Annotated in this window: 19 protein-coding genes; 18 read left to right on the forward strand and 1 reads right to left on the reverse strand. The window is 61.6% G+C overall.

Annotated features, from left to right (window positions below):
• Positions 1–7: 7 nt before the first annotated feature.
• From WMO46_RS08215 to WMO46_RS08270, 12 genes are all read left to right on the forward strand, one after another.
• Complete coding sequence (locus tag WMO46_RS08215; RefSeq protein ID WP_129651945.1) at positions 8–1,426, forward strand: RagB/SusD family nutrient uptake outer membrane protein; 1,419 nt, start codon at positions 8–10, stop codon at positions 1,424–1,426.
• A gap of 11 nt (positions 1,427–1,437) precedes the next feature.
• Positions 1,438–1,653 carry a hypothetical protein gene (locus tag WMO46_RS08220; protein WP_129651946.1) on the forward strand — a complete coding sequence of 72 codons (216 nt, stop codon included), beginning with the start codon at positions 1,438–1,440 and terminating at the stop codon, positions 1,651–1,653.
• A gap of 33 nt (positions 1,654–1,686) precedes the next feature.
• Entirely contained in the window at positions 1,687–2,967 is a 1,281-nt protein-coding gene (locus tag WMO46_RS08225) for a hypothetical protein (RefSeq protein WP_349094174.1), read from the forward strand.
• Positions 2,968–3,076: 109 nt separating this feature from the next.
• Positions 3,077–4,654 carry a M64 family metallopeptidase gene (locus WMO46_RS08230; protein ID WP_129651948.1) on the forward strand — a complete coding sequence of 526 codons (1,578 nt, stop codon included), beginning with the start codon at positions 3,077–3,079 and terminating at the stop codon, positions 4,652–4,654.
• 74 nt (positions 4,655–4,728) lie between these two features.
• Positions 4,729–5,385 (forward strand): beta-phosphoglucomutase, encoded by a 657-nt coding sequence (gene pgmB / locus WMO46_RS08235; protein ID WP_129651949.1) that lies wholly within the window; start codon positions 4,729–4,731, stop codon positions 5,383–5,385.
• Entirely contained in the window at positions 5,367–7,655 is a 2,289-nt protein-coding gene (locus WMO46_RS08240; RefSeq protein ID WP_349094175.1) for a family 65 glycosyl hydrolase domain-containing protein, read from the forward strand. Before pgmB ends, WMO46_RS08240 begins: the two co-directional genes overlap by 19 nt.
• A gap of 3 nt (positions 7,656–7,658) precedes the next feature.
• Positions 7,659–8,930 carry an alpha-amylase family glycosyl hydrolase gene (locus tag WMO46_RS08245; RefSeq protein WP_129651951.1) on the forward strand — a complete coding sequence of 424 codons (1,272 nt, stop codon included), beginning with the start codon at positions 7,659–7,661 and terminating at the stop codon, positions 8,928–8,930.
• A 24-nt stretch (positions 8,931–8,954) separates the two neighbouring features.
• On the forward strand, positions 8,955–9,800 hold the full coding sequence (locus WMO46_RS08250) for an SGNH/GDSL hydrolase family protein (RefSeq protein WP_019150658.1): 846 nt from the start codon (positions 8,955–8,957) through the stop codon (positions 9,798–9,800).
• A gap of 518 nt (positions 9,801–10,318) precedes the next feature.
• Positions 10,319–11,122 carry a hypothetical protein gene (locus tag WMO46_RS08255; RefSeq protein ID WP_129651952.1) on the forward strand — a complete coding sequence of 268 codons (804 nt, stop codon included), beginning with the start codon at positions 10,319–10,321 and terminating at the stop codon, positions 11,120–11,122.
• A 133-nt stretch (positions 11,123–11,255) separates the two neighbouring features.
• Positions 11,256–12,152, forward strand: coding sequence for a TPM domain-containing protein (locus WMO46_RS08260; RefSeq protein WP_349094176.1), 897 nt, complete (start codon positions 11,256–11,258; stop codon positions 12,150–12,152).
• Between the two features lie 20 nt (positions 12,153–12,172).
• A complete protein-coding gene (locus tag WMO46_RS08265) occupies positions 12,173–12,748 on the forward strand; it encodes a LemA family protein (RefSeq protein ID WP_019150655.1) in 576 nt (191 codons plus the stop codon).
• Entirely contained in the window at positions 12,749–13,738 is a 990-nt protein-coding gene (locus WMO46_RS08270; RefSeq protein WP_129651955.1) for an EamA family transporter, read from the forward strand.
• Between the two features lie 66 nt (positions 13,739–13,804).
• On the opposite strand, the gene WMO46_RS08275 is transcribed toward WMO46_RS08270, so the two are convergent.
• Positions 13,805–16,165 carry an outer membrane beta-barrel family protein gene (locus WMO46_RS08275; RefSeq protein WP_349094177.1) on the reverse strand — a complete coding sequence of 787 codons (2,361 nt, stop codon included), beginning with the start codon at positions 16,163–16,165 and terminating at the stop codon, positions 13,805–13,807.
• A gap of 280 nt (positions 16,166–16,445) precedes the next feature.
• Here WMO46_RS08275 and WMO46_RS08280 point away from each other — a divergent pair, with 280 nt between their 5' ends.
• The 6 genes from WMO46_RS08280 to WMO46_RS08305 all read left to right on the forward strand — a co-directional run bounded on the left by WMO46_RS08280 (position 16,446) and on the right by WMO46_RS08305 (position 26,296).
• Positions 16,446–17,168, forward strand: a complete 723-nt coding sequence (locus WMO46_RS08280; protein ID WP_349094178.1) for a lysophospholipid acyltransferase family protein — start codon at positions 16,446–16,448, stop codon at positions 17,166–17,168.
• 6 nt (positions 17,169–17,174) lie between these two features.
• Positions 17,175–19,046, forward strand: coding sequence for a DNA topoisomerase IV subunit B (locus WMO46_RS08285; protein ID WP_019150651.1), 1,872 nt, complete (start codon positions 17,175–17,177; stop codon positions 19,044–19,046).
• Positions 19,047–19,073: 27 nt separating this feature from the next.
• Positions 19,074–21,938, forward strand: coding sequence for a DNA gyrase/topoisomerase IV subunit A (locus WMO46_RS08290; protein WP_349094179.1), 2,865 nt, complete (start codon positions 19,074–19,076; stop codon positions 21,936–21,938).
• 13 nt (positions 21,939–21,951) lie between these two features.
• Positions 21,952–22,479 (forward strand): shikimate kinase, encoded by a 528-nt coding sequence (locus WMO46_RS08295; protein WP_026076500.1) that lies wholly within the window; start codon positions 21,952–21,954, stop codon positions 22,477–22,479.
• 13 nt (positions 22,480–22,492) lie between these two features.
• Positions 22,493–23,290, forward strand: coding sequence for a glutamate racemase (murI, locus tag WMO46_RS08300; RefSeq protein ID WP_349094180.1), 798 nt, complete (start codon positions 22,493–22,495; stop codon positions 23,288–23,290).
• Positions 23,291–23,491: 201 nt separating this feature from the next.
• Positions 23,492–26,296, forward strand: coding sequence for an FtsK/SpoIIIE family DNA translocase (locus WMO46_RS08305; RefSeq protein ID WP_349094181.1), 2,805 nt, complete (start codon positions 23,492–23,494; stop codon positions 26,294–26,296).
• Positions 26,297–26,326: the final 30 nt, after the last annotated feature.

Genomic DNA, 26,326 nt, shown 5'->3' on the forward strand with positions numbered 1-26,326 from the left:
GCGGATTATGAAACGGAAAATATGGATGATAGTCCTGGCAGCGCTGCTTTTCGGCGGATGCAAGCGTTATCTCGACGTGACGCCGCAGGGAAAGATCATCCCTGAAACGGAGGAGGATTTCGAAGCCTTGCTGAACAACATGCTGTATGCCATCGAGGAAGGTACGGACGAAGATATTCTGGGCTGCTACGACCGGGTGATTCTCTACGAGTCGATCTCCGACAATCTCGATGCGAACATCTCGGCCGGGCGTCTGACGCTCTATGCGGGCGATGTGGCGAACAACTTTCAGAAGGGATATTACGAGGGCCTTTATTCGGCGATCAAGGATTGTAACCTGATTCTGGAGCACATGCTCGAAAAGGACTCCGCGAAGGCCCGGGCGTTGTGTGCCGCAGCCTATGCCATCAAGGGCGTATGCTATTACAATCTGATCCGGATCTACTGCGAGCCGTACGATGCGGCGACGGCCTCCTCTCTGCCGGGCATTCCCATCGTCGAGCGTTTCGATGTGGAAAGCGATGCGGTGCCCGACCGCAACACCCTCGCCCGGAGCTACGAGTATGCGGTTTCGCTCTTCCGCAAGGCGATCGATTGCCACATGACCGACGAGTCGTATCTTTTCACGGAGGCGGTGGCGAAGACCTACCTGGCCAAGCTCTATTTCTGGGCGGAAGAGTGGTCCGAGGTGATTCCGCTGTGCGAGGAGCTGTTGGCCGTACCGTCCTACGCCCTTGCGGACAGAAGCGTTTATACGGAGTCGATCCAGTCTTACGGCGAGCGGTTGCAGGAGGTCATCATCCGCGACCGGACGACGGGCGACGACGACGTGAAGACACTCTACGACGAGACTTTTCAGCGATACCTGAACACGCGGCCGGTGAATGCCACGCTGTTGAAACTTTTCGGTGCGGAACCGCAGAAGGATGTGCGTTGGAACATCATGTGCGATGCGAAGCGGGTTAACCGGAAGACCGTGACGGCGCGGGTCCGGGGTTCGGAACTGCATCTGATGCTTGCCGAGAGTTATGCCCACCCGGGGGCGCAGCAGGACGAGGCGAAGGCATTGTCGCTGCTCAACGAACTGCGCCGCAAGCGTATCGAAGATGTTGAGGATTACACGCTTCGGACGCTTCCCGAGCCGGACCCCGGGGCGCTGATCACGGTGGATGCCGCGGGCAAGCCCCTCACGCCGTTGATTTCCGCCATTCTGGACGAGCGGCGCAAGGAGCTCTACATGGAGGGCGACCGCTGGTTCGAACTCAAGCGTAACGGCTGTCCCGAATGGTGGGTGATCCAGCAGTCGGGAAGCACGCTGCCGGTCAAATACGTGGTGCGGCGGTATCTCTATACGATGCCCGTGAGTGTCCGGGACATCCGGAACAGTCAGGGAAAGATCGCCCAGAACCCGGGTTATGAATTTTGAATAGCAAAGCTATGAAACGAAGGAAATGGATGTTTTTCGCAGCGCTGACGGTGTTGGCGTCGGCGGGACTTTTTGCCGCGGGATGCGACGAATACGACGATGTGCCGCCGCGGAGCTCGGGCGGATCGTACGATCTGCTGCCGATTGTCGGCGAATCGGCATCGGCCGAGGAGCTCGAAACGTGGCGGGAGATTCGTTCGGAGTACGAATCGGCGGTCGGAAATTGATACTCTGATTGTTTCACTAAATAAAGACGGATTATGAAAAAGTATTTGTATTTGTCCGTGGCGCTTCTGACGACGTTGTCGCTGGGCGCGTGCGGCGACGACGACGAACCCGGATCGGGTTCGGCTGCCAATGTGCAATTTTCAGCATCGTCCTATACGCTGGACGACGAACCGATCGAGATCAAGGTGGTGGCGTCGCAGGCTGCGGCGTCGAATCTGAATATCGGATTCACGGTCGGCGGTACGGCCACGACGGCCGATTACGAGCTTTCCGCGCAGAGCTTCCTGCTCGAAGCCGGCAAGACCGAGGCGACCGTCACCGTAACGCCCAAGCAGGCTTACAAGGAGGCCAAGACCCTGACGTTCAACCTTGCTGCCGGTAAGGGATATGTGATCGGGCGGGTCGCTTCCACGACGGTAAATCTGGTCGAGTCGAGCGTTTATGTTTACAGCTTCACGACGGCGGCGGCAGAATTGCAGGAGTCGCTGGATGTTACGCTGACCGTGGGCGACGAGAACTTCAAGGCGCCTAAGGATCTCGAATTGCCGTTCAAGGTCCTTTCGGGCTCGACGGCCGAGTTGGGCAAGCACTTCCTGGTGAAGGACGAAGCCACCTCTTTCATCGTTCCGAAAGACGGCAACACGGCGACGCTGACGCTGCTTCCGGGTCCCGATGCTGACCTTGCCAATCCCGCGACGCTGAAGCTCGGCGTGGATGAGCAGGGCGGACGCTTCGTCGCCGGAGAGATCGCGAGCGTAACCGTCACGGTCAAGGGGCTGCTCTCCTATGCGGCTCTTGCCGGCACGTGGCATTGCAAGGAGCTGATCGGTCTGGAGATGCTCGAACTCTTCGCTATGGAAGAGGATTTGGATACCTCGAAGATCCCGAGCAATAACGATGACTTCACGATTACGATTACGGCCGGGAGCGAGAGCGCGAAATTCACGCCGTCGAGCACGGGCGATCTGGCCAATCTCTTCCGGACGTGCGACATGACCTATACCGCACCGTTCAACGTGCTGGAGGGCAAAGTGAGCGGGTCCTGTACGACGGTCGGCGAGCAATATTTCTGGGTCGATGAAGGTTCGTTCGATCTGACTTATTTCCAGTTGAGCAGCGGAAACCGCTCTTTCGACAATTCGAACGAAAAACTTGGTAAGTTGACTATCGCGCTCATGCTGGACAAGGACGGGTCGATGATCCTCTTCCTGCGCGACTTCGACCAGCCGCCGTTCCTGCCCGAATGGTGGGAAGATCCCTTCGATCCGACATTCTTCGGTCTGGGGTATCGTTTCGAGAAGGCCGCGCAATAGCCGTCTCTGCAATTCGGGAAAGCACCTCTCCTCTTACGCGAGGTGCTTTCCCTTTTGTTTTCGATCCGGAGTCGACCGGATCGTTTCGTTCGCATAAAAAGAGTTTGCCATGAAGAGTTATTTACGGTTGTTGTGGGGCATCGCGCTGCTCGGGTGCTGCGCCTGCACGACTTCGCAGGATCGGACGACGCTGTTGGAGGTTTCGCCCCGGAGTGTCGTGTTGCCGCACGAGGGCGGGGACGAATGGATCGAATTGCAGGCCGACGGAGCCTGGACTTCGGAGGTGTCGCCTCCGATAGCGCGGGAGTGGCTGACGACCGAACCCGCCTCGGGCGGAGCCGGGAAACATCGGGTCCGGCTGCACGTCGCACCGAACGCGGATTTCGCACAGCGCGATGCCTCGGTCTATTTCGATGCGGCGGAGCTTTCGCAGGTGGTTGCGGTTACGCAGGCTCCGACCCTCGTGACTCCCGGACGACTCGAATTGCCGGCTCTCAATACCACCGAGTATCTGACGGTCGGATCGGCTTCCGAACCGCTCGAAGTCGCGCTCTCCTCGCAGGCGGAGTGGTGTACGGCCGTGGTCGAGGGGGCGCGGATGCGCATCCGCGCCTCGACGAATCTCGGCGCGGAAAGGTCCGTGACGTTGCATGTGACGGCCGGCCGGTTCACGCAGGATGTCGTGCTCGTGCAGCGGGCCTTCGATCCGGTGAGAAACTACGGCGACGGCGAGGTCGTTGCGCTGCAACGGGCCACATCCGGAAACGGCGTGTGTCTGGTCGTCGTGGGGGACGGCTACACGCTTGCCGAGATGGCCCGGGGAACGGGGAAGTATGAAACCGACATGCGGCGAGCGGCCGAAGCCTTCTTCTCGGTCTATCCTTACAGCGCCTACCGCTCCTATTTCGATGTCTACATGCTGACTGCGATTTCCGAGGAGGCGGGCATGAGCTGTGTCTCTCCGTCGGAGACCGTGGATACGAAATTCTCGACGCTGTGGCAGGGGGTATCGACCTCGATTTCGTGCGATGACGGAGCCGTCCGCGACTGGCTGACGCGGGTGACGGCACTGACGGGGCGCCGCATGCAGGATTTGACGGTCGTCATGCCGATCAACCGGGCGGTGTATGCCGGGACCTGTCTGATGTGGACCGACGGTTTTTCGATCTCCATGATTCCCGTCGGAAGCAGTTTCGACAAACTTGTGGTGCACGAGGCCGGCGGACACGGTTTCGCCAAGCTGCTCGACGAATACGTCTATTACGAGACCGAGATTCCGGCGAAAACCCGGAGCGAAATCGAGAGTTTCAAAAACTTCGGATTCTATATCAATGCGGACTTTTCGCCCGACATCTCCCAGACGACGTGGCGGGATTTCGCCGCGCGGCCCGATTATCCGATGGTCGGAACCTATCCCGGGGCGGGCACCTACCGTTCGGGGATCTGGCGTCCGGAGGAGAACAGCTGCATGAACGACAATGTCGCCTATTTCAATGCCCCGAGCCGATGGGCCCAGATCCGGCGTATCCGGAGGCTCGCCGGCGAGCCGGATTATACGTTCGACGCATTTCTGCTCGAAGATCAGCGCCCGGCTTATCCGGTCGGAACGCGCTCGGGAATCGGGGATTTGTCCCGCTTCGTGCCGTCGGGGCCTCCCGTGGTCATCACGGAGCCGTCGGATCGTTGAGCGGCGAAGTTCTTTGTTCGGAGCGGACGGATGTCGGGAAAAAATCGTATCTTTAACCTCCGAAATTACGAAAAATGATCGCTTGCTGTCTGTTCGATCTCGACGGAGTTATCGTCGATACGGCCCGTTATCATTATCTGGCATGGGCCTCGCTGGCCCGGGAGCTGGGTTTCGAGTTCACGCCCGAGGCGGGAGAAGCCACCAAAGGCGTGAGCCGCATGGCTTCGCTCGACATCGTGCTGCATGCCGGGGGACTGGATGACCGCTTCTCCCCGGCCGAAAAGGAGCGTCTCGCCGCGGAGAAGAACGCCCGCTATCTGGCTTATGTCTCGGCGATGACGCCCGCGGAGGTGCTTCCGGGCGCTGCCGCGTTCTTGCGCGACGTGCGCGCCCACGGTGTGCTGACCGTGCTGGGCTCCGCGTCGAAGAACGCCGGGACGATCCTCGACCGCTGCGGGCTTCGGCCGCTGTTCGACGCCGTGGTCGATGGCACCGGGGTCACGCATCCCAAGCCCGATCCCGAGGTTTTTGCCAAAGGGGCCGGGGCGGTCGGTGCGCGGCCCGAAAACTGCGTGGTGTTCGAGGACGCCGCCGCGGGTATCGAGGCCGCAGCGCGCGCCGGCATGCGCTCGGTGGGTGTCGGCGGCAGCCCTCTGCTCGCGGGGGCCTCGATGCAGCTGAAAGGATTCGAAGGATTTACGTTTGAGATGTTATGCAGAGAAATAGACTGAACCTCGTCACAGACCCCTGGCGGATCGTCGAGGCCGATTTCGACCCCGCGCGGGTCGAGGCCGCCGAATCGCTCTTCGCGCTGGGCAACGGCGTGATGGGCGGCCGCGCCAATTTCGAGGAGCGCTACTCGGGGCCGTCGCTTCAGGGCAACTACATCGGCGGGGTCTATTATCCCGACAAGACCCGCGTGGGGTGGTGGAAGAACGGCTACCCGGAGTATTTCGCCAAGGTGCTCAATGCGGCCTTCTGGATCGGGGTGGATGTCGGGATCGACGGCGAGCCGCTCGACCTGGCGACCGTCGCGGAGGTGAAGAGTTTTTACCGCGAGACGGACATGCGCCGCTCGGTGCTGACGCGCCGCATGACGGTCACGATGCGCAACGGCGCCGAAATTTCGGTCGAGGCTGTCCGCTTTCTGTCGCTGACGCGCCGCGAACTGGGCGTCGTCCGCTACGCCGTCACGCCGCTGAACCGCGCCGCCGCGATCACCTTCTCGCCCCATATCGACGCCGACGTGCGCAACGCCGACGCCAACTACGACGAAAAGTTCTGGGAGCCGGTCCTCACCGACGGCGACGTTACGCAGAGCCGTACCCGCAAGAGCGGTTTCGAAGCCGCATGGGCGCAGGCCGTGGAGCTCGAAGGCGCGGAGTTCCGCTGCGAGACGCAGCCCGAGAAGGTCCGTCATACCGCCGCGGTGCGCTGCGACGCGGGCCGCACGGCCACGTTATATAAGTATGCGGGTATCTGCTCGTCGCTCAACCATGCCCCTGCGGACCTCGCCGCCGCTGCGCGTGCTGTCGCCGCTGACGGACTGCGGACAGGCTTCGACGCCCTGCTGAAAGAGCAGGAGGAGGCGTGGGCGGCCCGCTGGCACGGGTGCGACATCGTGATTGGGGGCGACCCTGCGGCCCAGCAGGGCATCCGCTTCTGCATCTTCATGCTCCTGCAAACCTACACCGGGGTGGACACCCGCCTGAACATCGGGCCCAAGGGCTTCACGGGCGAGAAATACGGCGGCGTCACCTACTGGGACACCGAGGCTTACTGCCTGCCGTTCTACATGGCCACCGCCGGGCAGGCCGTGGCGCGCGAACTGCTGGTCTACCGTTACAACCAGCTGGACAAGGCCATCGAGAACGCCGCCAAACTGGGGCTCCGCGACGGCGCGGCGTTGTATCCGATGGTCACGATCAACGGCGAGGAGTGTCACAACGAGTGGGAGATCACCTTCGAGGAGATCCACCGCAACGGCGCCATCGCCTATGCCATCCATAACTATATCCGTTATACGGGCGACGAGGGCTACCTCGCCGACTGCGGACTGGAGGTCCTCGTGGGCATCGCGCGCTTCTGGGCCCAGCGCATCACGTGGTCCGAAGCGCGGCGGAAATACGTCCTGCTGGGCGTCACCGGCCCCAACGAATACGAGAACAACGTCAATAACAACTGGTACACCTCCTATATCGCCTGCTGGTCGATGCGCTATGCCGCCCGGGCCGCCCGGTGGGTGCGCGAGAACCGCCCTGCGGACTATGCGCGCATCTGCGCGAAACGGGCGTTCGACGAGGCCGCCGAGACGGCTGTGTGGCACCGCATCGCCGACAACATGTATCTCGGCGAGGATCGGGAGCTGGGCATTTTTCTCCAGCAGGACGGTTATCTGGACAAGGAGCAGACGCTCGTGGCGGACCTCGACCCTGCCGAGCGCCCCATCAATCAGAAGTGGTCGTGGGACCGCATCCTGCGCTCGTGCTTCATCAAGCAGGCGGACGTTCTGCAAGGGCTCTATTTCTTCGGCGAGGAGTTCGACCTCGACACGCTCCGCCGCAATTTCTACTTCTACGAACCGCGCACCGTCCACGAGTCGTCGCTCTCTCCCTGCGTCCATGCCGTCCTCGCCGCGCGCCTCGGCGACCTGGAAAAAGCGGTCGAAATGTACCTGCGCACGGCGCGGCTGGACCTCGACGACTACAACCGCGAGGTCGCCGAAGGGTGTCACGTCACCTCGATGGCCGGGTCGTGGCTCTCGGTGGTCGAGGGTTTCGGGGGCATGTGCGTCCGCGACGGCGTGCTGTCGTTCGATCCGCGGCTGCCCGAGACGTGGGAGTCGCTCTCCTTCAAGGTCAATTTCCGGGGCCGCGTGCTCACCGTGAAGGTCACGCGCACGGCCGTCGAGGTCTCGAACGAGGGCGATCCCGTCGAAATCGCTCTCTGCGGCCGCCGCGTCCTCGTGGAGGAAAAAGTAATTATGAATTCTGAATCGTGAATTATGGATTGTTTCTGGCCCCGGGCCGTTCTCTATGAAATGAACGTGCGCCAACTCACGCCCGAAGGCACGCTGCGCGCCGCTGCCGCGAAACTCCCTTTCCTGAAAGATCTGGGCGTCGATGCCGTGTGGCTCATGCCGATCTATCCCATCGGCGAGGCCGGGCGCAAAGGCTCGCTGGGCTCCTACTATTCGATCCGCGACTATTGCGCCGTGAATCCCGAGATGGGCACGATGGCCGATTTCGACGCTTTCGTCGCCGAAGCCCACCGCCTCGGGCTGAAGGTCCTGCTCGACTGGGTGGCCAACCATACGGCCCGCGACGCCCGGTGGATCGACGAGGCGCCCGCCTCGTGGTACGAGCGCGACGCTTCGGGAGAACCTGCCGTGCCGTGGGACTGGTCCGACACCGCGAAGCTCAACTACGCCGACCGCGACGTGTGGCGGGCGCAGGGCGACGCTATGGAGTTCTGGATCACGCAGCACGCCGTCGATGGCTTCCGCTGCGACATGGCGATGCTGGTGCCCGTCGATTTTTGGAATGAGGTGTCGCGGCGTCTGCGGCGGACGAAGCCCGACCTGTTCATGCTGGCCGAGGCCGAGGAGCGGAATCTCTTCGAGGAGGGGGCTTTCGACGCCTGCTATGCCTGGGAGATGCACCACCTGATGAACGATGTCGCCCGGCAGCGGGTGCGCGTCACGGCGCTGCGCGACTACATCTACGCCGACCGCGGCCGTTATCCCGATTCGGCCATGCGGCTCGCGTTCACCTCGAACCACGACGAAAATTCGTGGAACGGCTCCGAGTTCGCCCGTCTGGGCGACGCCCGCGAGATCATGGCGGTCTTCACGTTCGTCGTGCCGCGGGGGCTGCCGCTGATCTATACCGGTCAGGAGATCGGCTACGACCATTCGTTCGCCTTCTTCGACCGCGATCCGATTCCGTCCTACGCTTCCAACGCTTTCACGGAGTTCTACCGCCGTCTCACGGCCTTGCGGCACGGCAATCCGGCCCTTGCCGCCGGGGAGCGGGGCGGGGCGATGGTCGAGATTCGCAACAACGCCGAGGACTGCCTGATGACCTTTGTCCGCGAGACCGGCGGCAACCGGGTCGTGGCGGTGATGAACCTCTCGCCCTACGCCATCCATGCCGACTACTATACGGGCATCTACGCCGGGATGTACACCGATGCCATGACGGGAGAACCTTTCGGACTCCGGGGCCGCGTCGAGGAGGATATGGCGCCGTGGAGCTACCGGATACTGACACGCTGAATGAAATAACAAACCGATCGAACTATGCGAAAAACGTTTTGTCTGCTGGCGGCCCTGCTGCTGGCGGCGGGGCCTGCGGGAGCCTCGGGCGACGGAGCCGGAAAGAACCGGGAGTGCGCCGCCGGAATGAACCTCATGCGGAATCAATGGTCCGGCAAGCGGGTCGCCTTTCTCGGCGATTCGATCACGGACGAACGCCATGTCGGCACGACGAAAAACTACTGGCAGTATCTGTCCGAGATGCTGGGCATCGTGCCTTTCGTCTACGGAATCAACGGACACCAGTGGTCCGATGTGCTGGGGCAGGCCCGGAAGCTGTATGCCGAGCGGGGCGACGCCGTGGATGCCGTCGTCGTCTTTGCCGGAACCAACGATTTCAATGCCGGCGTGCCGTTGGGCGAGTGGTACGAGGTCCGGGAGGCGGAGTGCCCGATGCCGGGTCCCTCCGTGGGGACGCGGATGCGCCGCACGCCTTCGGCGGACACCGGGACCCTCTGCGGACGGATCAACGCCGTGCTGGCCTTTCTCAAAGAGCACTATCCGACCAAGCAGGTCATCCTGCTCACGCCGCTTCACCGCGGTTATGCGCGTTTCAGCGACCGGAACGTCCAGCCCGACGAATCGTATCCCAACCGGCTGGGGCTCTATGCCGATGCCTATGTCGCCAAAATCCGCGAGGCCGGGAGCGTCTGGGCGGTTCCGGTGATCGACCTCAACAGCATCAGCGGTCTTTATCCCGTCGCCGATTCGCATGTCCGTTATTTCAGCGACGGGCAGACCGACCGTCTGCATCCCAACGCCGCGGGTCACGAGCGTATGGCCAAAGCCCTGGCGTATCAGTTGCTGGCGTTCCCGGCCTGTTTCGACTGACGACACCGGAATCCGGCCTTTATCCGGCAGCGGACCCTGACGAACGGAACGGGTTCGGTGCCGTAACGGCACTTTTAGGATGTCGGGACCTTTTGCCGGGCCGCCCGGGGGTGGTTTCGTTCCCGTCCGTTCCTTTTCCATCGCAGAGTCTTCGATACTTTCGCTCGGAAAAAAATACAAGCGAACTTGCTTTTGCCCTCGCTTATTCGCACTTTGGCTTTGCCGAAGATACTCCGCCTCGGAAAAAATGCAAGCGAACTTGCTTTTTTCTCTCGGCTTATTCGTATCTTTGCAGGGACCGAAACAGTGCCTATGTTGTACGTCGTAAAATATTCTCAGGATCAGGACCGTCGGACGGCCCGGGACTTGTTGTGCCGTAATTCCCCCCCCCGAATCTAATTGACACCCATCGTGCCGGCCCTGCCGCCGGCGTTCCGCGGATGATTCGTTTCATCCGCGCGTTTCCGCGTGCCTTCTGTTCATCCATTTTTTCTATAATCTTAAAAAACGTTATGCAAATGAAGAAACTCTTTTTTTGTACGCTGGCCTTGTGCGCCGTGTCTTATGGAACCTATGCGCAGGAATCGGCCCGTACCGACGGGGATTCCCTCCGGCTGGACTCCTTGCAACGGGCCGTTGAGGCGCTCTCCTCGCGTGTGGAGGATACGGAGAGGACCGAACTGAACCGTGCCGTCTGGAAGGACCGCGCCAAGTATTTCAACCTGGGATATGTCCGGCAGAAGCTCGCGGACAAGACCTACGGCGGGGAGCTCGAAAGCGATTTCGGAGCCTCGCTGAGCTGGGGCAAAACCTACTATCTGCATCGCAAGCCGCTGTTCGGGATGCTGAAATTCGGCCTCGATTGGTCGTGGATGGACATCAACTACGCCAAGTCCGCGATAGAGATGTTCGACGAATCCTCGGACGAGGATTTCTCGTCCGACGTTCATCAGGCCGAAATCGGCATGCAGTTCGGACCTTCGGTGACGGTCAACCCCGTGCATCATCTGAAAATCGGAGGCTATTTCCGCGTCACGCCGTCCTACTCGCTCCTCTATATGGACGAGACCGTGCATCATCATTACGTGACCTTCTGCAATGCCGGCTGCACCCTCGCCTGGAAGGTCGTTTCGCTGGGCGTCGAGTGGCGCTGGGGCACGGCCAAATACGACGGGCTGAAATTCGACGAGTCGGCCTTCGACGAAGACGACCTGACGGACGGCGACTCCCCCTCGATGGGCGACGTGATGGACCAGATGAAGGTTCCCGACCGCAAGTTCAGGACCAGTTCCGTCCGGTTTTATTTCGGTTTCCGGTTTTAGACCCTGAATCCGGAAACATACAGGCGCGGCGGCGATACACGGGAGGTATTGCCGCCGTTTTTTCGGCTGCTGCGGAAAAGTTTTTGCAGGTGCATTGAATCTCGCTTTTTTACGTATCTTTGTTCCCGAGGTTATGAGAAAGATTGCGATCCTTTGTCTGCTGCTCGTCGGCGCACTGCCCGCCCTTGCGGGAAGCTACCGCCCGGACGAGATTCCCAATGTCCAGCGCATGGACCGGCGGCGCTATGTCTCGAATCCCGACGGCATTCTCTCCGCGGGAGCCGTGGCGCGCATCGACTCCCTCTGCGCGTCGCTGCGCGAACGGGGGCTTGCGCAGGTGGCGGTCGTCGCTGTCGATGACATTGCGGGCGGCGACGCTTTTTCGTTCGCCGTCGAACTGTTCCGCAGCTGGGGCGTGGGCTCGGCCGAGAGCGACAACGGACTGGGCATCCTGCTGGTGAAGGAACTGCGCGAAATACGCTTCGTCACGGGCGGCGGATTGGAGGGAATCCTTCCCGATGCGCTCTGCAAACGCATACAACTCAATTATATGCTTCCTGCCTTCCGCGAGGGGGATTACAGCGCGGGCATGGTCGCGGGCGTCGAGGCTGCGGCCGCGGTGCTCGAAGGGGGCGAGGCGGACCTCAGCGGCGACGGCGGCGAACTTCCGGCGTGGATGATCTTCGTGATCGTCGTCGGATTCATCGTGGGTCCCCTGGGACTGGTGCTGGCGGTCTATTACGCCCGGCGCCGCTGCCCGAAGTGCCATAAATACACCTTGCGGCAGGATTCCCAGCGGGTGCTGAGCGTCACGCACAACTACCGGCTGGTGGAGTATACCTATGTATGTCCGAATTGCGGCGCCGTGGTGAAACGGCAGGCCCGAAACCTCCGCGACGACAACTTCGGCGGGGGAGCGGGCGGCGGCACGATCATCGGCGGCGGCTTCGGACGCGGTTCGGGCGGAGGTTTCGGCGGCGGCTTCGGGGGTGGTTCCTTCGGTGGCGGCGGCGCCGGTTCGAGATGGTAACGATTAAAAAACGGATAAGTATGAAAAAATGGATTTGGATCGGCGCAGTCGCCGTGGTGGTGATCTTCTTTTATGCGACCTACAATGGCTTCGTGAACAAGGAGGAGGGGCTCAAAGGCGCCTGGGCCGATGTCGAGACGCAGTACCAGCGCCGTGCCGACCTGATTCCCAATCTGGTCAGCACCGTGAAGGGCTATGCGGCCCACGAGACGCAGACGCTGAACGACGTGACCGAAGCGCGCGCCCGGGCTACGTCGATCAACCTTTCGGCCGACGACCTGACGCCCGAGAAACTCGCGCAGTTCCAGCAGGCCCAGGCGCAGGTGCGCTCGGCGCTGGGGCGTCTGATCGCCGTGTCGGAGAGCTATCCCGACCTGAAGGCCAATCAGAATTTCCTCGAATTGCAGGCCCAGCTCGAAGGCACCGAGAACCGGATCGCCGTCGCCCGCAAGGATTTCAACGAAAAGGCGCGGGCCTATAACGTCGCCGTGCGCCGTTTTCCGGCGAATCTGGTGGCCGGGATGTTCGGCTTCGAACAGAAGCCCTATTTCGAGTCTTCCGAAGGCTCGGAAGCCGCTCCGCAGGTGACTTTCTAAATGATCTCCGAACGTTCGCGCGGCTATGTGCTGGGGGCCGTGGCCGCGGCCAGTTACGGGCTCAATCCGCTCTTCGCGCTGCCCCTCTACGAGGCGGGCATGGAGCCGGATTCGGTCCTTTTCTACCGTTATGTGCTGGCTGTGGTGATGCTGGGGGCGCTGATGCTCTTCCGGCGGCAGTCGTTCGCCCTCGCGCGGCGCGACATTCTGCCGCTGGCGGCGATGGGACTGTTGTTTTCGGTGTCGTCGCTGTTGCTTTTCCAGAGCTACAACCTCATGGACGCGGGCATCGCCTCGACCATCCTGTTCGTCTATCCGGTGATGGTCGCCGTCATCATGGCCGTCGGCTTCCACGAGCGGATCACGGCCGCCACGGTTTTCTCGATCGTCCTGGCCTGCACGGGCATCGCCCTGCTTTACAAAGGGGGCGACGGCGCGACGCTCAGTCTCGCGGGCGTGCTGCTGGTCTTCCTCTCGGCGCTCGCCTATGCGATCTACATCGTCGGCGTCAACCGTTCGTCGCTCAAAAACCTTCCGACCGAGAAACTCACCTTTTACAGCCTCCTGTTCGGGTCGCTGGTCTATGTCGTGCGGCTGCGGGGCGGCGCTGATTTGCAGGCCGTTCCTTCGCCTCTGATGTGGATCAACGCCGTTTCGCTGGCGCTGTTCCCGACGATCGTCTCGCTGGTGACGATGGCCGGGGCCATCCGCCGCATCGGCTCCACGCCCACGGCGATCCTCGGGGCGCTGGAACCCGTCACGGCGTTGTTCTTCGGCGTCATGGTCTTCGGCGAGCGCTTCACGCTGCGTATCGGTGTCGGCGTGGCGCTGATCCTCGTCGCCGTGACGCTCATCATCGCGGGCCGGTCGATCCGCATCCCCACCTCCGTCACCCACCTGGCCCGCTGGATAGCCCGCCCGCGGCTGCCGCGCTGGGCCGTGCGCTGGGCGCACCGTCTGCCGCTGCCGCGCATCCGCCGCCGCGGCTGATCCTTCCGCCGAAACGGACGGCGCCGAGCGGATCGCCTCCGGTGCCGTCCGCTCCTCTCCGGGCCGTTACAGACGGCTTTTTTCGTCGGCCGAACCCGCCTCGACGGCCTTGCGCTTGAAGGCTTTGCCCGATTTGAAGTTCCACGTCACCCCGATGCGATACGTACGGTTGCTCCACGTCTGCCGGGCGTCCACTGTGCGGACGAACCCGTCGCCGCGGGCTCCGATCACCTGCCCCTGGTCCAGCAGATTCTGCACCGAGAACGAGGCGGTGAAACGGTCGCCGAAGCGTTTCTTGACGCCGGCTTGCAGCCGGTGGTCGGGATTCACCCAGCAGTTGCCCAGATCCACCCGGCTCTGGTAGCGGTAGGAGAGGTCGATATAGAATTTCGCCGGGAGGGTGAGGGTCGTCGAGAGGTTGACGAATCCCCAGTCGAAGAACTCCTCGGCGCCGTGCTGATCGACGCGCTGTCCGCGGCGCATGTAGGTGATGTCGGCGTTCAGCTGCCACCACTTCGCGGGCTGGAACGGAAGATTGACCGAGAGGTAATAGCCTTTCGTGGCGTCGTAGTTGACCCAGGCCACTTGCAGCAGGTCGGGGTTCTCGGAGTCGGCCTTCATCGTCTGCTGGATTTCGTCGTTCACGATCTGCACGCCCGCCGTGAGGGTGTATTTGTGGGCGGCCACCAGCGTCAGGCTCACGTCGTGCTTGAACGACGGGTCGAGCGACGGATTTCCGGTCTGGTAGGTGTAGTCCGAGAGCTGCATCCGCTGGGGGCTGAGGCTCCAGAACCGCGGACGCTCGATGGTCCGGGCGTATTGGGCGATCAGCGACCAGCCTTTCTGCTCCGAGACGCTCCAGGAGAGGCTGGCGTTGGGGAAGAGCGAGAAGTAGTCCTGCCCGACGCCTTTTCCCGTCGTGTGGGTGTACTCGCCGCGCACTCCCGCCACGAAACTCACGGCGCCGAGTTTCGCCGAGGCGATGGCGTAGGCCGCCGCGATGTTCTCCGTATAGTTGATCGTGAAGCTCTGCCGCTCGTTGCGCAGCCATGCGTCGCCCCTGCGGTATTCGTAGAGCGCGTCGTTGCGCATGTCGTTGCGGGTGTATTTGGCGCCGGCTTTCAGCGACCAGCGGGGCGAAAAGTGCTTTTCGAGGGCCAGCGTCGCCGCGGCGATGTCATAGAGGCTCGTGGCGTTGTCGCGGTAGACCGAGTCGAGGACACTTCCGGGGGCCGTGATGCGGCTCTCGTTGTCGTTCCGGGTGTCGGTTTCGCGGCGCGTGTAGTCGGCCAGCAGTTTGAGCGTCGAGCCCAGCGTGTCGATCTTCCAGATGTAGTTGAACGTCGCCGAATAGTTGTCCCGGTGGTTGCGGTTGTCGAACCGGCTCTCCGTGCGGACCGTCTCGTCCGCCGTCCGGAAATCGGTGTAGGTGTCGTTGGGCTCTCCGTCGCGGTTGCGCCAGTATTCGAACTCCGCGCCGACGCTGTGCCGCGGGGCGATCTCGACGACCGTCCCGGCGCTGGCCCCGAAGCTGCGGGTGCGGCCCTTCATCTCCGAATGGGCGCTGAGCGACTTGTCCGCCGCATTGTAGAGCGTTTGCTCGTCGGTGATCGTTCTGTCGCTCCCGAAAGATCCCCACGCCGAGGCGTAGAGGTCCGCGCGGCCCGAGTGGATGTTGATGTTGGCCGAGGGATTGTGGCGGTCGGTGATGTCCGACTGCGTCGTGTTGTACGCCACCGAGCCGTCGATGCCGTTCTCGCGGCGCTTTTTGAGCGTGATGCGGATCACGCCGCCCGCCGAGTCGGCGTCGTAGTCGGCGCCCGTCACGGGCACGACCTCGATTTTCCGAATCTCCTCGGCCCGGAGCGACCGCAGGTAGGTCAGCAACTGTTCGGGCTCCATGCGCAGCTCCCGGTCGTTGACGTAGACTTTCGAGCCGCTTTTGCCGTTGATCGAGATCTTCTCGCCGTCGATCCAGACGCCGGGCGCCCGTTCGAGCAGTTCGATGCCGTCCTTGCCGATGGCCGCCGGGGCGTTGGCCACATCGACCACGAAGCGGTCTGCCTCGCGCCGCACCAGCTGAGCCTTCACCACCACGCTCTCGATGCCGGTGGCCGAGGCCCGCATCACGAATACGCCCAGATCGTTGTCCGCCTCCACGCGCACCGCTTTCGTCACGGGGTCGAACCCGAGGAACTGAATTTGCAGCGTATAGTCGCCCGGTGCGGCCTTCAGTTCGAACCGTCCCCGGGCGTCGGTCGTCCGGCCCGCCACCTGCTCTGCGCCTTTCAGCAGCACGACCGTCGCATATTCGACGGCGTTGCCCTGTTCGTCCACCACGCGCCCCGTCGAAGGGCAGAGACGGGCCGCGGAGAGTCGGCTTGCGACCGAAGCCAGGATGACGATGAGGAGGATTGCTCTTTTCATAATATTCTGTTTTGCATTTTATTTATTTGCGCAAAGATATGTAATAATATTTATACTATGCAAAACATAGTACTGAAATTTTCAGAATTTTTTTCGACGCAGAGGTTCTGCCCGCGTCAGAGCCGGATTTCCGGGCTTCCGCCGTGCGGCGGGTCCGTCCCTATAAAATAGGTATAGTCGAAAATTTGTTGAAAAGTCCTCCGGCGGCGGGGTAGGAATCCCGGGAAATATTTTCTAAATTTGCAGATTGAATTAATATGGCTAATTGTCCCCGGACACTATGTTGAGTGCCTTATACTACCTTTTTCTGGTGCTTTTGTGCACCTTTTTCATGATTTTGTCGGCCCTTGCGCTGGTCCTCTGCTATCCGTTCGACAAGGGCCGCCGCGTGGTGCACGAACTGTCGCGCATACTGGTGCGGATCTTCTTCTTCATTCCGCCCTTCTGGCGGCAGAAGGTCATCGGCCGGGAGCTGATCGACCGGAAGAAACGCTATGTCATCGTCATCAACCACAACACGGTGATCGACATCCCGGCGCTCTACTACATTCCGCTGAATTTCCGCTGGGTGTCGAAGCGCGAGGTCTTCAAGACGCCCTTCTTCGGGCAGTACCTCGTGTTGCACGGCGACATCTGCATCGACCGCGGCCGCGCCGCCGAGGCGTTGGAACAGATGGTCCGCGACGGGCGGATGTGGATTTCGCGCGGGGCTTCGGTGGCCGTTTTCCCCGAGGGCACGCGCTCGAAGAACGGCGAGATCGGACGCTTCAAGGCCGGGGCCTTCACCCTGGCCAAAGAGGCCGGCGTGGATATTCTCCCGGTGGTGATGGACGGCACCAAGACGCTGATCCGCAAGAACCTGGCTTTCAACTGGGGCAACCGGATCACGCTCCGCGTGCTGCCTCCCGTTTCGGCCTCGGAGGTCGCCGCGACGGAGACCCACGAGCTGATGCAGACGGTCCGCGAACGGATGTGCGAGGCTTTGGCCGAGATCCGAAAATAACGAATTATGGCAGATTTACTCAATACCAACGCAGACAACTACGGCGACGACGCCATCGTGACCCTCTCTCCGCGGGAGCATATCCGGTTGCGCCCGGGCATGTACGTCGGCACGGTGGGTGACGGTTCGCAGCCCGACGAGGCGCTCTACGTGCTTATCAAGGAGGTCGTTGACAACTCGATCGACGAGTTCATCATGGGCGCGGGCAAGCAGATCGACATCACGATCGCCGACAAGGTGGTCACGGTGCGCGACTACGGCCGCGGCATCCCCCTCAAATCGCTCTCGGTGGCCGTCGGGCAGATGAACACGGGCGGCAAGTACGGAAGCGACGCCTTCAAAAAGACGGTCGGCATGAACGGCGTGGGCGTCAAGGCCGTGAACATGCTTTCGAGCGAATTCACGGCCCGTTCGGTGCGCGACGGCGAAGCCCGCACGGTGACCTTCTCCAAGGGGCTGGAGGTCAGCGACAAGTGGGAGAGCGGCGTTCACGAAAAGAACGGCACGTTCATTTCGTACCGCGTCGATGAGGAGATTTTCGGCGAATACGCCTACAACCTCGAATACGTCGAGCAGAAGATCCGCAATTACAGCTACCTGAATCTGGGGCTTACGCTCAACTTCAACGGCAAGAGCTACGTGTCGAGGAACGGCCTGCTGGACCTGGTGAACGACAACCTGACCGAGGAGCCGCTCTATCCCCCGATCCACCTCACGGGCGACGACATCGAGGTGGTCATCACCCACGGCACGGGCTACGGCGAGAGCTACGACTCGTTCGTCAACGGACAGCACACCATCCACGGAGGTACGCACCAGGTGGCGTTGCGCGCGGCGGTCGCCAAGACCGTCAAGGAGTTCTACCACAAGGACTACGACCCGTCGGACATCCGTACGTCGATCATGGCGGCCATCTCGGTCAAGGTTTCCAATCCGGTGTTCGAGAACCAGCAGAAGACCAAGTTCGGATCGCGCGAGATCGAGCCGGGGGTGTCGGTCAATGCGTTCGTGGGCGACTTTCTGGCGAAGCACCTCGACGACTACCTGCACAAGCACCCCGAGACGGCGCAGATTCTCCAGAAGAAGATCGTCGAGAACGAGAAGGAGCGCAAGGCGATCTCGGGCATCCAGAAGAAGGCCCGCGAGACGGCCAAGAAAGTGAGCCTGAACAACAAGAAACTGCGCGACTGCAAGATACACCGCACGGACAAGAACGAGCTGGCCGAGCAGTCGATGATCTTCATCACGGAGGGTAACTCCGCGTCGGGTTCGATCACCAAGAGCCGCGACGTGCGCACGCAGGCGGTCTTTTCGCTGCGCGGCAAGCCGCTGAACTGCTACGGGCTTACGAAGAAGGTGGTCTACGAGAACGAGGAGTTCAACCTGTTGCAGGCGGCGCTGAACATCGAGGAGGACATGGACAATCTGCGCTACAACAAGGTCGTGATCGCCACCGATGCCGATGTCGATGGCATGCACATCCGCCTGCTGATGATGACTTTCTTCTTGCAGTTCTTCCCCGAGGTGATCCGCCAGGGGCATCTGTTCGTGCTTCAGACGCCGCTGTTCCGCGTGCGCAACAAGAAGGAGACGATCTACTGCTACTCCGAGGAGGAGCGGTTGAAGGCCGTGGGGAGATGCGGCGCCAACGCCGAGATCACGCGTTTCAAAGGTCTGGGCGAAATATCTCCCGACGAGTTCCGGGAGTTCATCGGCGAGAACATGCGTCTGGACAAGGTGCGCATCACCAAGGACGATCCGATCCACGACCTGCTGGAGTTTTACATGGGTAAGAATACGTATGAGCGTCAGGGCTTCATTATCGACAACCTGCGCATCGAGGAGGACCTTATCGAACAGGACCTTGCGATTAATTAAGAATTAAAAATTAAAAATTCCGATTTCATGGCGGAAGAAAACGATAAGACGGGGCGCGACGAAGCGCTCAACGAGGATGCCTCGACGCCCGAAACCGCAGTCGATGCGGCGGAAGAGACGCCTGTCGCCGAAGCTCCGGCCAAGGCGGGCAAGTTCGACCGCCTGACGCAGGAGGAAGGGGGCGTGCGCAAGCTGACGGGCATGTATAAGAACTGGTTCCTGGACTACGCTTCGTACGTGATCCTCGAACGCGCCGTGCCGCACGTCGAAGACGGTCTGAAACCCGTCCAGCGGCGTATCCTCCACGCGATGAAGGTCGTGGATGACGGCCGTTACAACAAGGTCGCCAACCTCGTGGGGCAGACCATGCAGTATCACCCGCACGGCGATGCGTCGATCAAGGACGCGTTGGTGCAGCTGGGGCAGAAAGACCTGCTGATCGACTGTCAGGGCAACTGGGGCAATATCCTCACGGGCGACGAGGCCGCCGCGGGCCGATATATCGAGGCGCGGCTGTCGAAATTCGCCCTCGACGTGGTTTTCAACAAGAAGACGACGGAGTGGATGCTTTCGTACGACGGCCGCAAGGAGGAGCCCGTGACGCTGCCGATCAAATTCCCGCTGCTGCTGGCGCAGGGTTCGGACGGTATCGCCGTGGGTCTGGCGTCGAAAATCCTGCCCCACAACTTCGTGGAGCTGATCAACGCCTGCATCGCCTACCTCGAAGGGCGCGAGTTCCAGCTCTATCCCGACTTCCCGACGGGCGGCATGGCCGACGTGAGCCGTTACAACGACGGACTGCGGGGCGGCGCCGTGAAGGTCCGGGCGAAGATCTCGAAGATCGACAAACGCACGCTGGCCATCACCGAGATTCCCTATACCACGACCACCGAGTCGATCAAGGATTCGATCATCAAGGCCAACGACAAGGGCAAGATCAAGATCCGCAAGGTCGATGATAATACGGCCGACAAGGTCGAGATCGTCATTCAGGTCGCCCCCGACGAATCGTCGGACAAGACCATCGACGCCCTGTACGCCTTCACCGACTGCGAGGTGTCGATCTCCCCGAACTCGTGCGTGATCTGGGACGAGAAGCCGCATTTCCTGGGCGTCTCGGAGATTCTGCGCCGTTCGGCCGAGCACACCAAGTCGCTGTTGGGGCTCGAATTGAAGATCAAGCTCGGGGAGTTGAACGAGGCGTGGCACGCCGCGTCGCTGGAACGCATCTTCATCGAGAACAAGCTCTACCAGCTGATCGAAGGCTGCAAGAGCCGCGAGGAGGCGTACACTGCTGTCGATAAGGGCTTGGAACCCTTCAAGAAACGGCTGCGACGTGAAGTGACGCTTGAAGACGTGCAGCGCCTTACGGAGTTGAAGTTTATCCGCATTTCGCGTTACGATTCGGACAAGGCCGACAACGAGATCAAACAGATCGAGGAGGACATCAAGGCCACGCAGTACGATCTGGACCACCTGACCGAATACGCCATCGCCTACTACGAGCGCATCCGCGACAAGTACGGCAAGGGCCGGGAGCGCCGCACGGAGTTGCGTGAGTTCGATTCGATCGAGGCCACGAAGGTCGCCGTGACCAACGCCAAACTCTATGTCGATCGCGCGGAGGGTTTCTTCGGCATCGGCAAGTCGATGAAGGACGCCGAGCTGGTCTGCGACTGCTCGGACATCGACGACGTGATCGTCTTCACGAAGGACGGGCGTTACGTCATCACGAAGGTTTCGGACAAGGCTTTCTTCGACAAGAACATCTACTATATCGGGGTCTTCAAACGCAACGACGACCGCACGATCTACAACGTCCTCTACCGCGACGGCAAGAACGGCGCGATTATGATGAAGCGCTGCGCCATCAAGGGCATCACGCGCGACAAGGAGTACGACATCACCAAGGGAACGCCCAAGAGCGAGATTCTGTATATGTCTGTGAATCCGAACGGTGAGGCCGAGGTGCTGAAGGTTTACTTCAAGCCCCGTCCGCGCCTGAAAAAGGTGATCGTGGACCTCGATTTCTCGACCCTCGCCATCAAGGGGCGTCAGAGTCAGGGCAACCTTTTCTCGCGCTACGGCATCCATAAGATCGTGTTGAAGGAGCGCGGCACCTCGACGCTCGGAGGGCAGAACATCTGGTTCGACGAGGATGTCCGCCGCCTGAACGCCGACGGCCGCGGAAAGCTGCTGGGCGAATTCAAGGGCGATGACAAGCTGATCGTGTGGACCTCCAAGAACCAGTACTACATCACGGGTTACGACCTGATGCAGCACTTCCCCGACGACACCGTGCGCGTGGCGCGTTACGAATCCGACCGGGTTTACAGTCTGTGCTATTACGACCGCGATCAGCAGTACTACTACATGAAGCGCTTCACGGCCGAAATGTCGGACAAGACGCAGGATTTCCTGGATGCCGATGCCGATTTCATCTGCGTGACGGACTGTGCCGGCGCTCAGCTGGAGATCACCTATAAGGGGGCGCACGCTTCGCGGCCCGCAGACCTTATCGACGTTGACGAATTCGTGGGCGTCAAGAGCCACCGCGCCAAGGGCAAGCGCCTGACGACTTACGATGTCGCCGCATTGCGGATGATCGAATCTGAGCTTCCTCCCGAGCCGGAACAGACTGACGAAGAGGGTGTTGATGGCGATCAGCTGACGGATACTTCCGGTGATGTGTCGCAAGATTCTGTCGCAGAGGTGAAAACGGCTGAATCCGCCGCTCCGAAAGCGAATCCGGCGGCGAAACCCGCTCCGGAAAAAGCCTCGGCGGACCGCTCCCCGGCCGGAACGATCGTCGGGGACGTGGAGTTCGAGATCGAGCGGGCCAAAGGCGATGCCGACGAGGTGATCGACCCCGAGCAACTGAATCTTTTCTAAATGCATGGCGACGATGAAACCCCTCTTTTTGGTCGGTTACATGGGGTGCGGCAAGAGCACCCTCGGACGCAAGCTGGCGCGGCGTCTCGGCATTCCGTACGCCGATACTGACGCGTTGGTCGAGGAGCGCGAGGGAGCGTCGGTCTCCGACGTTTTCCGCTACGAGGGCGAGCAGCGGTTCCGGGAGGTCGAGCGTGAGGTGCTGGACCGCGTGATCGGCGAGGGCGCCGTTCCGGTGGTCTCCACGGGCGGGGGACTGCCCACGTGGAGCGACAACATGGCCCGGATGAATGCCGCGGGCTGCACGGTCTACCTGCGCCGTTCGGCGGAGCAGATCGCCCGCCGCCTGAGCCCCTACGGACGCCGTAAGCGGCCCCGCCTGCAAGGGTTGAACGACGAGGAGCTGGTGGCTTTCATGGAGCGCGATATGGCTGCCCGGGAGCCTTTCTATGCGCAGGCGTCGCTGATCGTCGATTGCGACCTGCTTTCCGACGAGGAGGTGGTGGAGTGTATTTTGGCCCGGCTGAAAGACGGGCTTTGAAAGTAGAAAGACCGTGACTGCGAACTCAAATGACGCGCCGATCGGCGTTTACGATTCGGGGCTGGGCGGGCTGACCGTTTGGCGCGAGATCCGGCGCATGCTGCCCGGCGAATCGCTCGTCTATCTGGGCGACGGCGCCAACTGTCCCTACGGCTCCCGGCCCCGGGAGGAGGTGCGGGCGCTGGCCGACGCCGCCGTCTCGCGGCTGGTCGGGATGGGTTGCAAGATGGTCGTCGTGGCCTGCAACACCGCCACGGCCGCGGCCATCGACTTTCTGCGCGAAAAATACGCTGACCTGCCCATCGTGGGCATGGAGCCCGCCGTGAAACCCGCCTGTCTGGCCACCCGCAGCGGGGTGGTGGGGGTGCTGGCCACCGAGCGGAGCCTCGACGGCGAGCTGTTCCGCCGCACCGCCGCCCGGTACGGCAGCGGGATCGAGGTCCTGACCGTCCCGGGCACGGGGTTCGTGGAGCTGGTCGAAGGGGACCGGGAGGATACGCCCGAGGCCGAAGCCACGGTGCGCGCCGCCGTGGAGCCGATGCTGGCCCGGGGCGCCGACCAGATCGTGTTGGGGTGCACGCACTATCCTTTCCTGACGCCCGTGCTCGAGCGCGTCGTCGCCGGGCGCGGCGTTGCGATCGTCGATCCGTCGCCTGCCGTCGCCCGCCGGGTGGCGCAGCTGCTCAACGACTGCGGCCTGCGCGCTCCGGCGGATCACGAACCCCGCTTCACGTTCCGCACTTTCGCCGGCGAGGAGTACTGCGAACGACTGAAAGCGAAGGCTTTTAGCCAATTAAGAATTAAAAATTGAGAATTAAGAATTGCAGATCGTTTCCTGGGGGCTGCTTTGTGTGATTCCCTGCTTGATATAATGCGTGCAATTTGCTGTGCTGCGTGCTTTTGTGTACGTGTCGGTTTTTAATTTTTAATTTTTAATTCTTAATTCCCGGAATTTTCGCCGAAAATTTCGGGATTTTCCGTACCTTCGCTTGATAAATCAAGCGTAACAAAAATGGCATCCAAAAATACGACATTCCCCAACGGACGACAGAACGTGCAGCGTTCCAACCGCGACAGCGCGCGCTGGATCGCGGGTCTGCTGCTGCTGTTCGTGGGAGTGTTCACCGCCGCCGCGGTATTCTTTTCGTTTTTCAGCTGGGCTCCCGACCAGAGCGTGCTGCAAAAGTCGGTCGAAGACCGCGAACTGATCGGCGCCGAGATCGAGAACCTCTGCGGCGTCGCCGGGGCGCGGCTGGGAATGATGCTGGTCGATCGTTCGTTCGGACTGTTCGGCATCCTGATTCCCGTGATGCTGGTGCTGATCGGGGTGAGGATCATCCGCCAGCGGCCGCTGCTGGTGAACCATTCGATCCTCTCGCTCTTCTTCATCATGATCCTCGGGTCGCTGACCCTGGGCTTCGCTTTCGCCGACCGTTGGAGTCTTTGTTGCTCGACGGGGTGGGGCGGGGCGTTCGGCATCGAGGTCTCGGGGCTGCTGCGCACGCATATCGGCGCCGTCGGAACGCTTATCCTGCTGTTGGGCGGGTGGATTCTGACGGGCGTATTCATCAACCGCAACTTCATCAACAAGGTCAACGAGGTCGGCAACGTCGTGGCCGGCAAGAGTGAAAAGATCGTCGAGATCGTCAGACACAAGGTGGTCGCGCCCCTCGGCCGTGTTCCCGGGGAAGACGGGGCGATCACGGAGGAGGCTCCCGGGCCGGCCCCGAAGCCGGAGGTTCCGAAGGCCGCCGAGCCCGCCGCTCCCGTCCGGAAAGTCGCCGAAACGCCGGAGCCTCCGGTGCGGAAGGCCGCGCCGATGCACGTCGAGCGTCCTGCGGAGGTCGCTTCGGTCGTGAAATCTGCGGCCGGAGACGAGGACGACGATCCTTTCGTGGAACTAACGTCCGACGGGAAGCCCGTCGGCGAGGCCGTTCCGGAGGAGATGCCGCAGGAACCCGCCGGGGACGAGGAGTTCACCGAGGTCGATCTCTCGCACCCCGGAGGGCGCGTGGTGATGGGCCGCGGGGGGCTGATCGAGCTGGAACGCCCGGTGTTCCGTCCTGCTGCGCCGGCGGCTCCCGCATCCGACGGACCCTTCACCGAGATCCTCGTCGGCGACGAGCCCGGCGGGCCTGTCGAACCCGCAGAACCGGAGGAGACGCCCGCAGAGGTGTTTGCGGAGGTGTCCGCCGAAGCGCTTCCGGCGCCCGAGCCCCAGGGTGAAGGCATCGTGGTGACGGTGGAGTCCAACGAAGCGAAACTGGTTGACGAAAAGTCGATCCCGACGGAGAGCTACGATCCGCTGAAAGACCTCGTGAACTACCACAAGCCGCCCGTGACGCTGCTGGAGGACTATGTTTCCGATTCGGAGGTGTCGGACGAGGAGATTTTCGAGAACAAGACCAAGATCGAGGAGACGCTCAAATATTTCGGCATTCCGATCCAGCGCATCAAGGCCACCGTGGGCCCCACGGTCACGCTCTACGAGATCGTGCAGGCGCAGGGGGTCAAGATCGCCAAGATACAGGGGCTTCAGAACGATATCGCCCAGAGCCTCAAGGCCGAATCGGGCATCCGCATCATCGCCCCGATTCCGGGCAAGGGGACCATCGGCATCGAGGTCCCGAACCGCAACAAGCAGATCGTTTCGATGTACTCGGCGGTGCGGTCGCTGCGTTTCCAGGAGTCGAAGGCCGAACTGCCGGTGGTGATCGGCCGCACGATCCAGAACGAGAATTTCGTTTTCGATCTGGCCAAGATGCCTCACCTGCTGGTGGCCGGAGCCACGGGACAGGGCAAGTCCGTCGGACTGAACGCCATCATCACCTCGCTGCTCTACCGCAAGCACCCCGCGCAGCTGAAATTCGTGATGATCGACCCCAAGATGGTCGAGTTCTCGCTCTATGCCAAGATCGAACGTCATTTTCTGGCCAAGATGGAGTCGGAGGACGAAGCCATCGTCACCGATCCCCGCAAGGCGGTCTATACGCTCAATTCGCTCTGCACGGAGATGGACAACCGGCTGGAACTTTGCAAGAAGGCCGGAGCCCGGAACATCTCCGAGTACAACGAGAAATTCACCTCCCGGCGGCTGAATCCGCTGAACGGCCACCGCTTCATGCCCTATATCGTCGTGGTGATCGACGAGTTCGCCGACCTCATCATGACGGCCAAGGAGGTCGAAACCCCCGTGACGCGCCTGGCCCAGAAGGCCCGCGCCATCGGCATCCACCTCATCATCGCCACGCAGCGTCCGTCGGTCGATGTCATCACGGGCAAGATCAAGGCCAACTTCCCGGCCCGCGTCGCTTTCCGCGTGATGCAGATGATCGACTCGCGGACGATCCTCGACCGTCCGGGCGCCGATCAGCTGATCGGCCGCGGCGACATGCTCATTTCGAAGGACGGCGAGCTGACGCGCATCCAATGTGCGCTGGTCGAGACCAAGGAGGTCGAACGCATCGTCGATTACATCTCCAAACAGCAGGGTTACACGGCGGCCTATGCGCTGCCCGACTACACGCCCGACGGCGGCGACGGATCGCAGATGGGCAGCGAAGAGACCTCTTCGGCGCCTCTGAAATACGATTCGCTCTTCGCCGAGATCGCCCGCAGCGCCGTGCAGGACGGGTCGATCTCGACTTCGATGATCCAGCGCAACTACGAGGTGGGATTCAACCGCGCCGGGCGCATCATGATGCAGCTCGAACGGGCCGGCATCGTCGGCCGTCAGCAGGGCGCCAAGCCGCGCGACATCCTCTACCACGACCTGCCCTCGCTGGAGGCCAAATTGCAGGAACTGGGGGTATTTTAGGCCAACGGCTTAGAACAAGCCTAATTGAAA

The organism is Alistipes intestinihominis (genome assembly GCF_040095975.1).
Classification (GTDB): domain Bacteria; phylum Bacteroidota; class Bacteroidia; order Bacteroidales; family Rikenellaceae; genus Alistipes; species Alistipes senegalensis.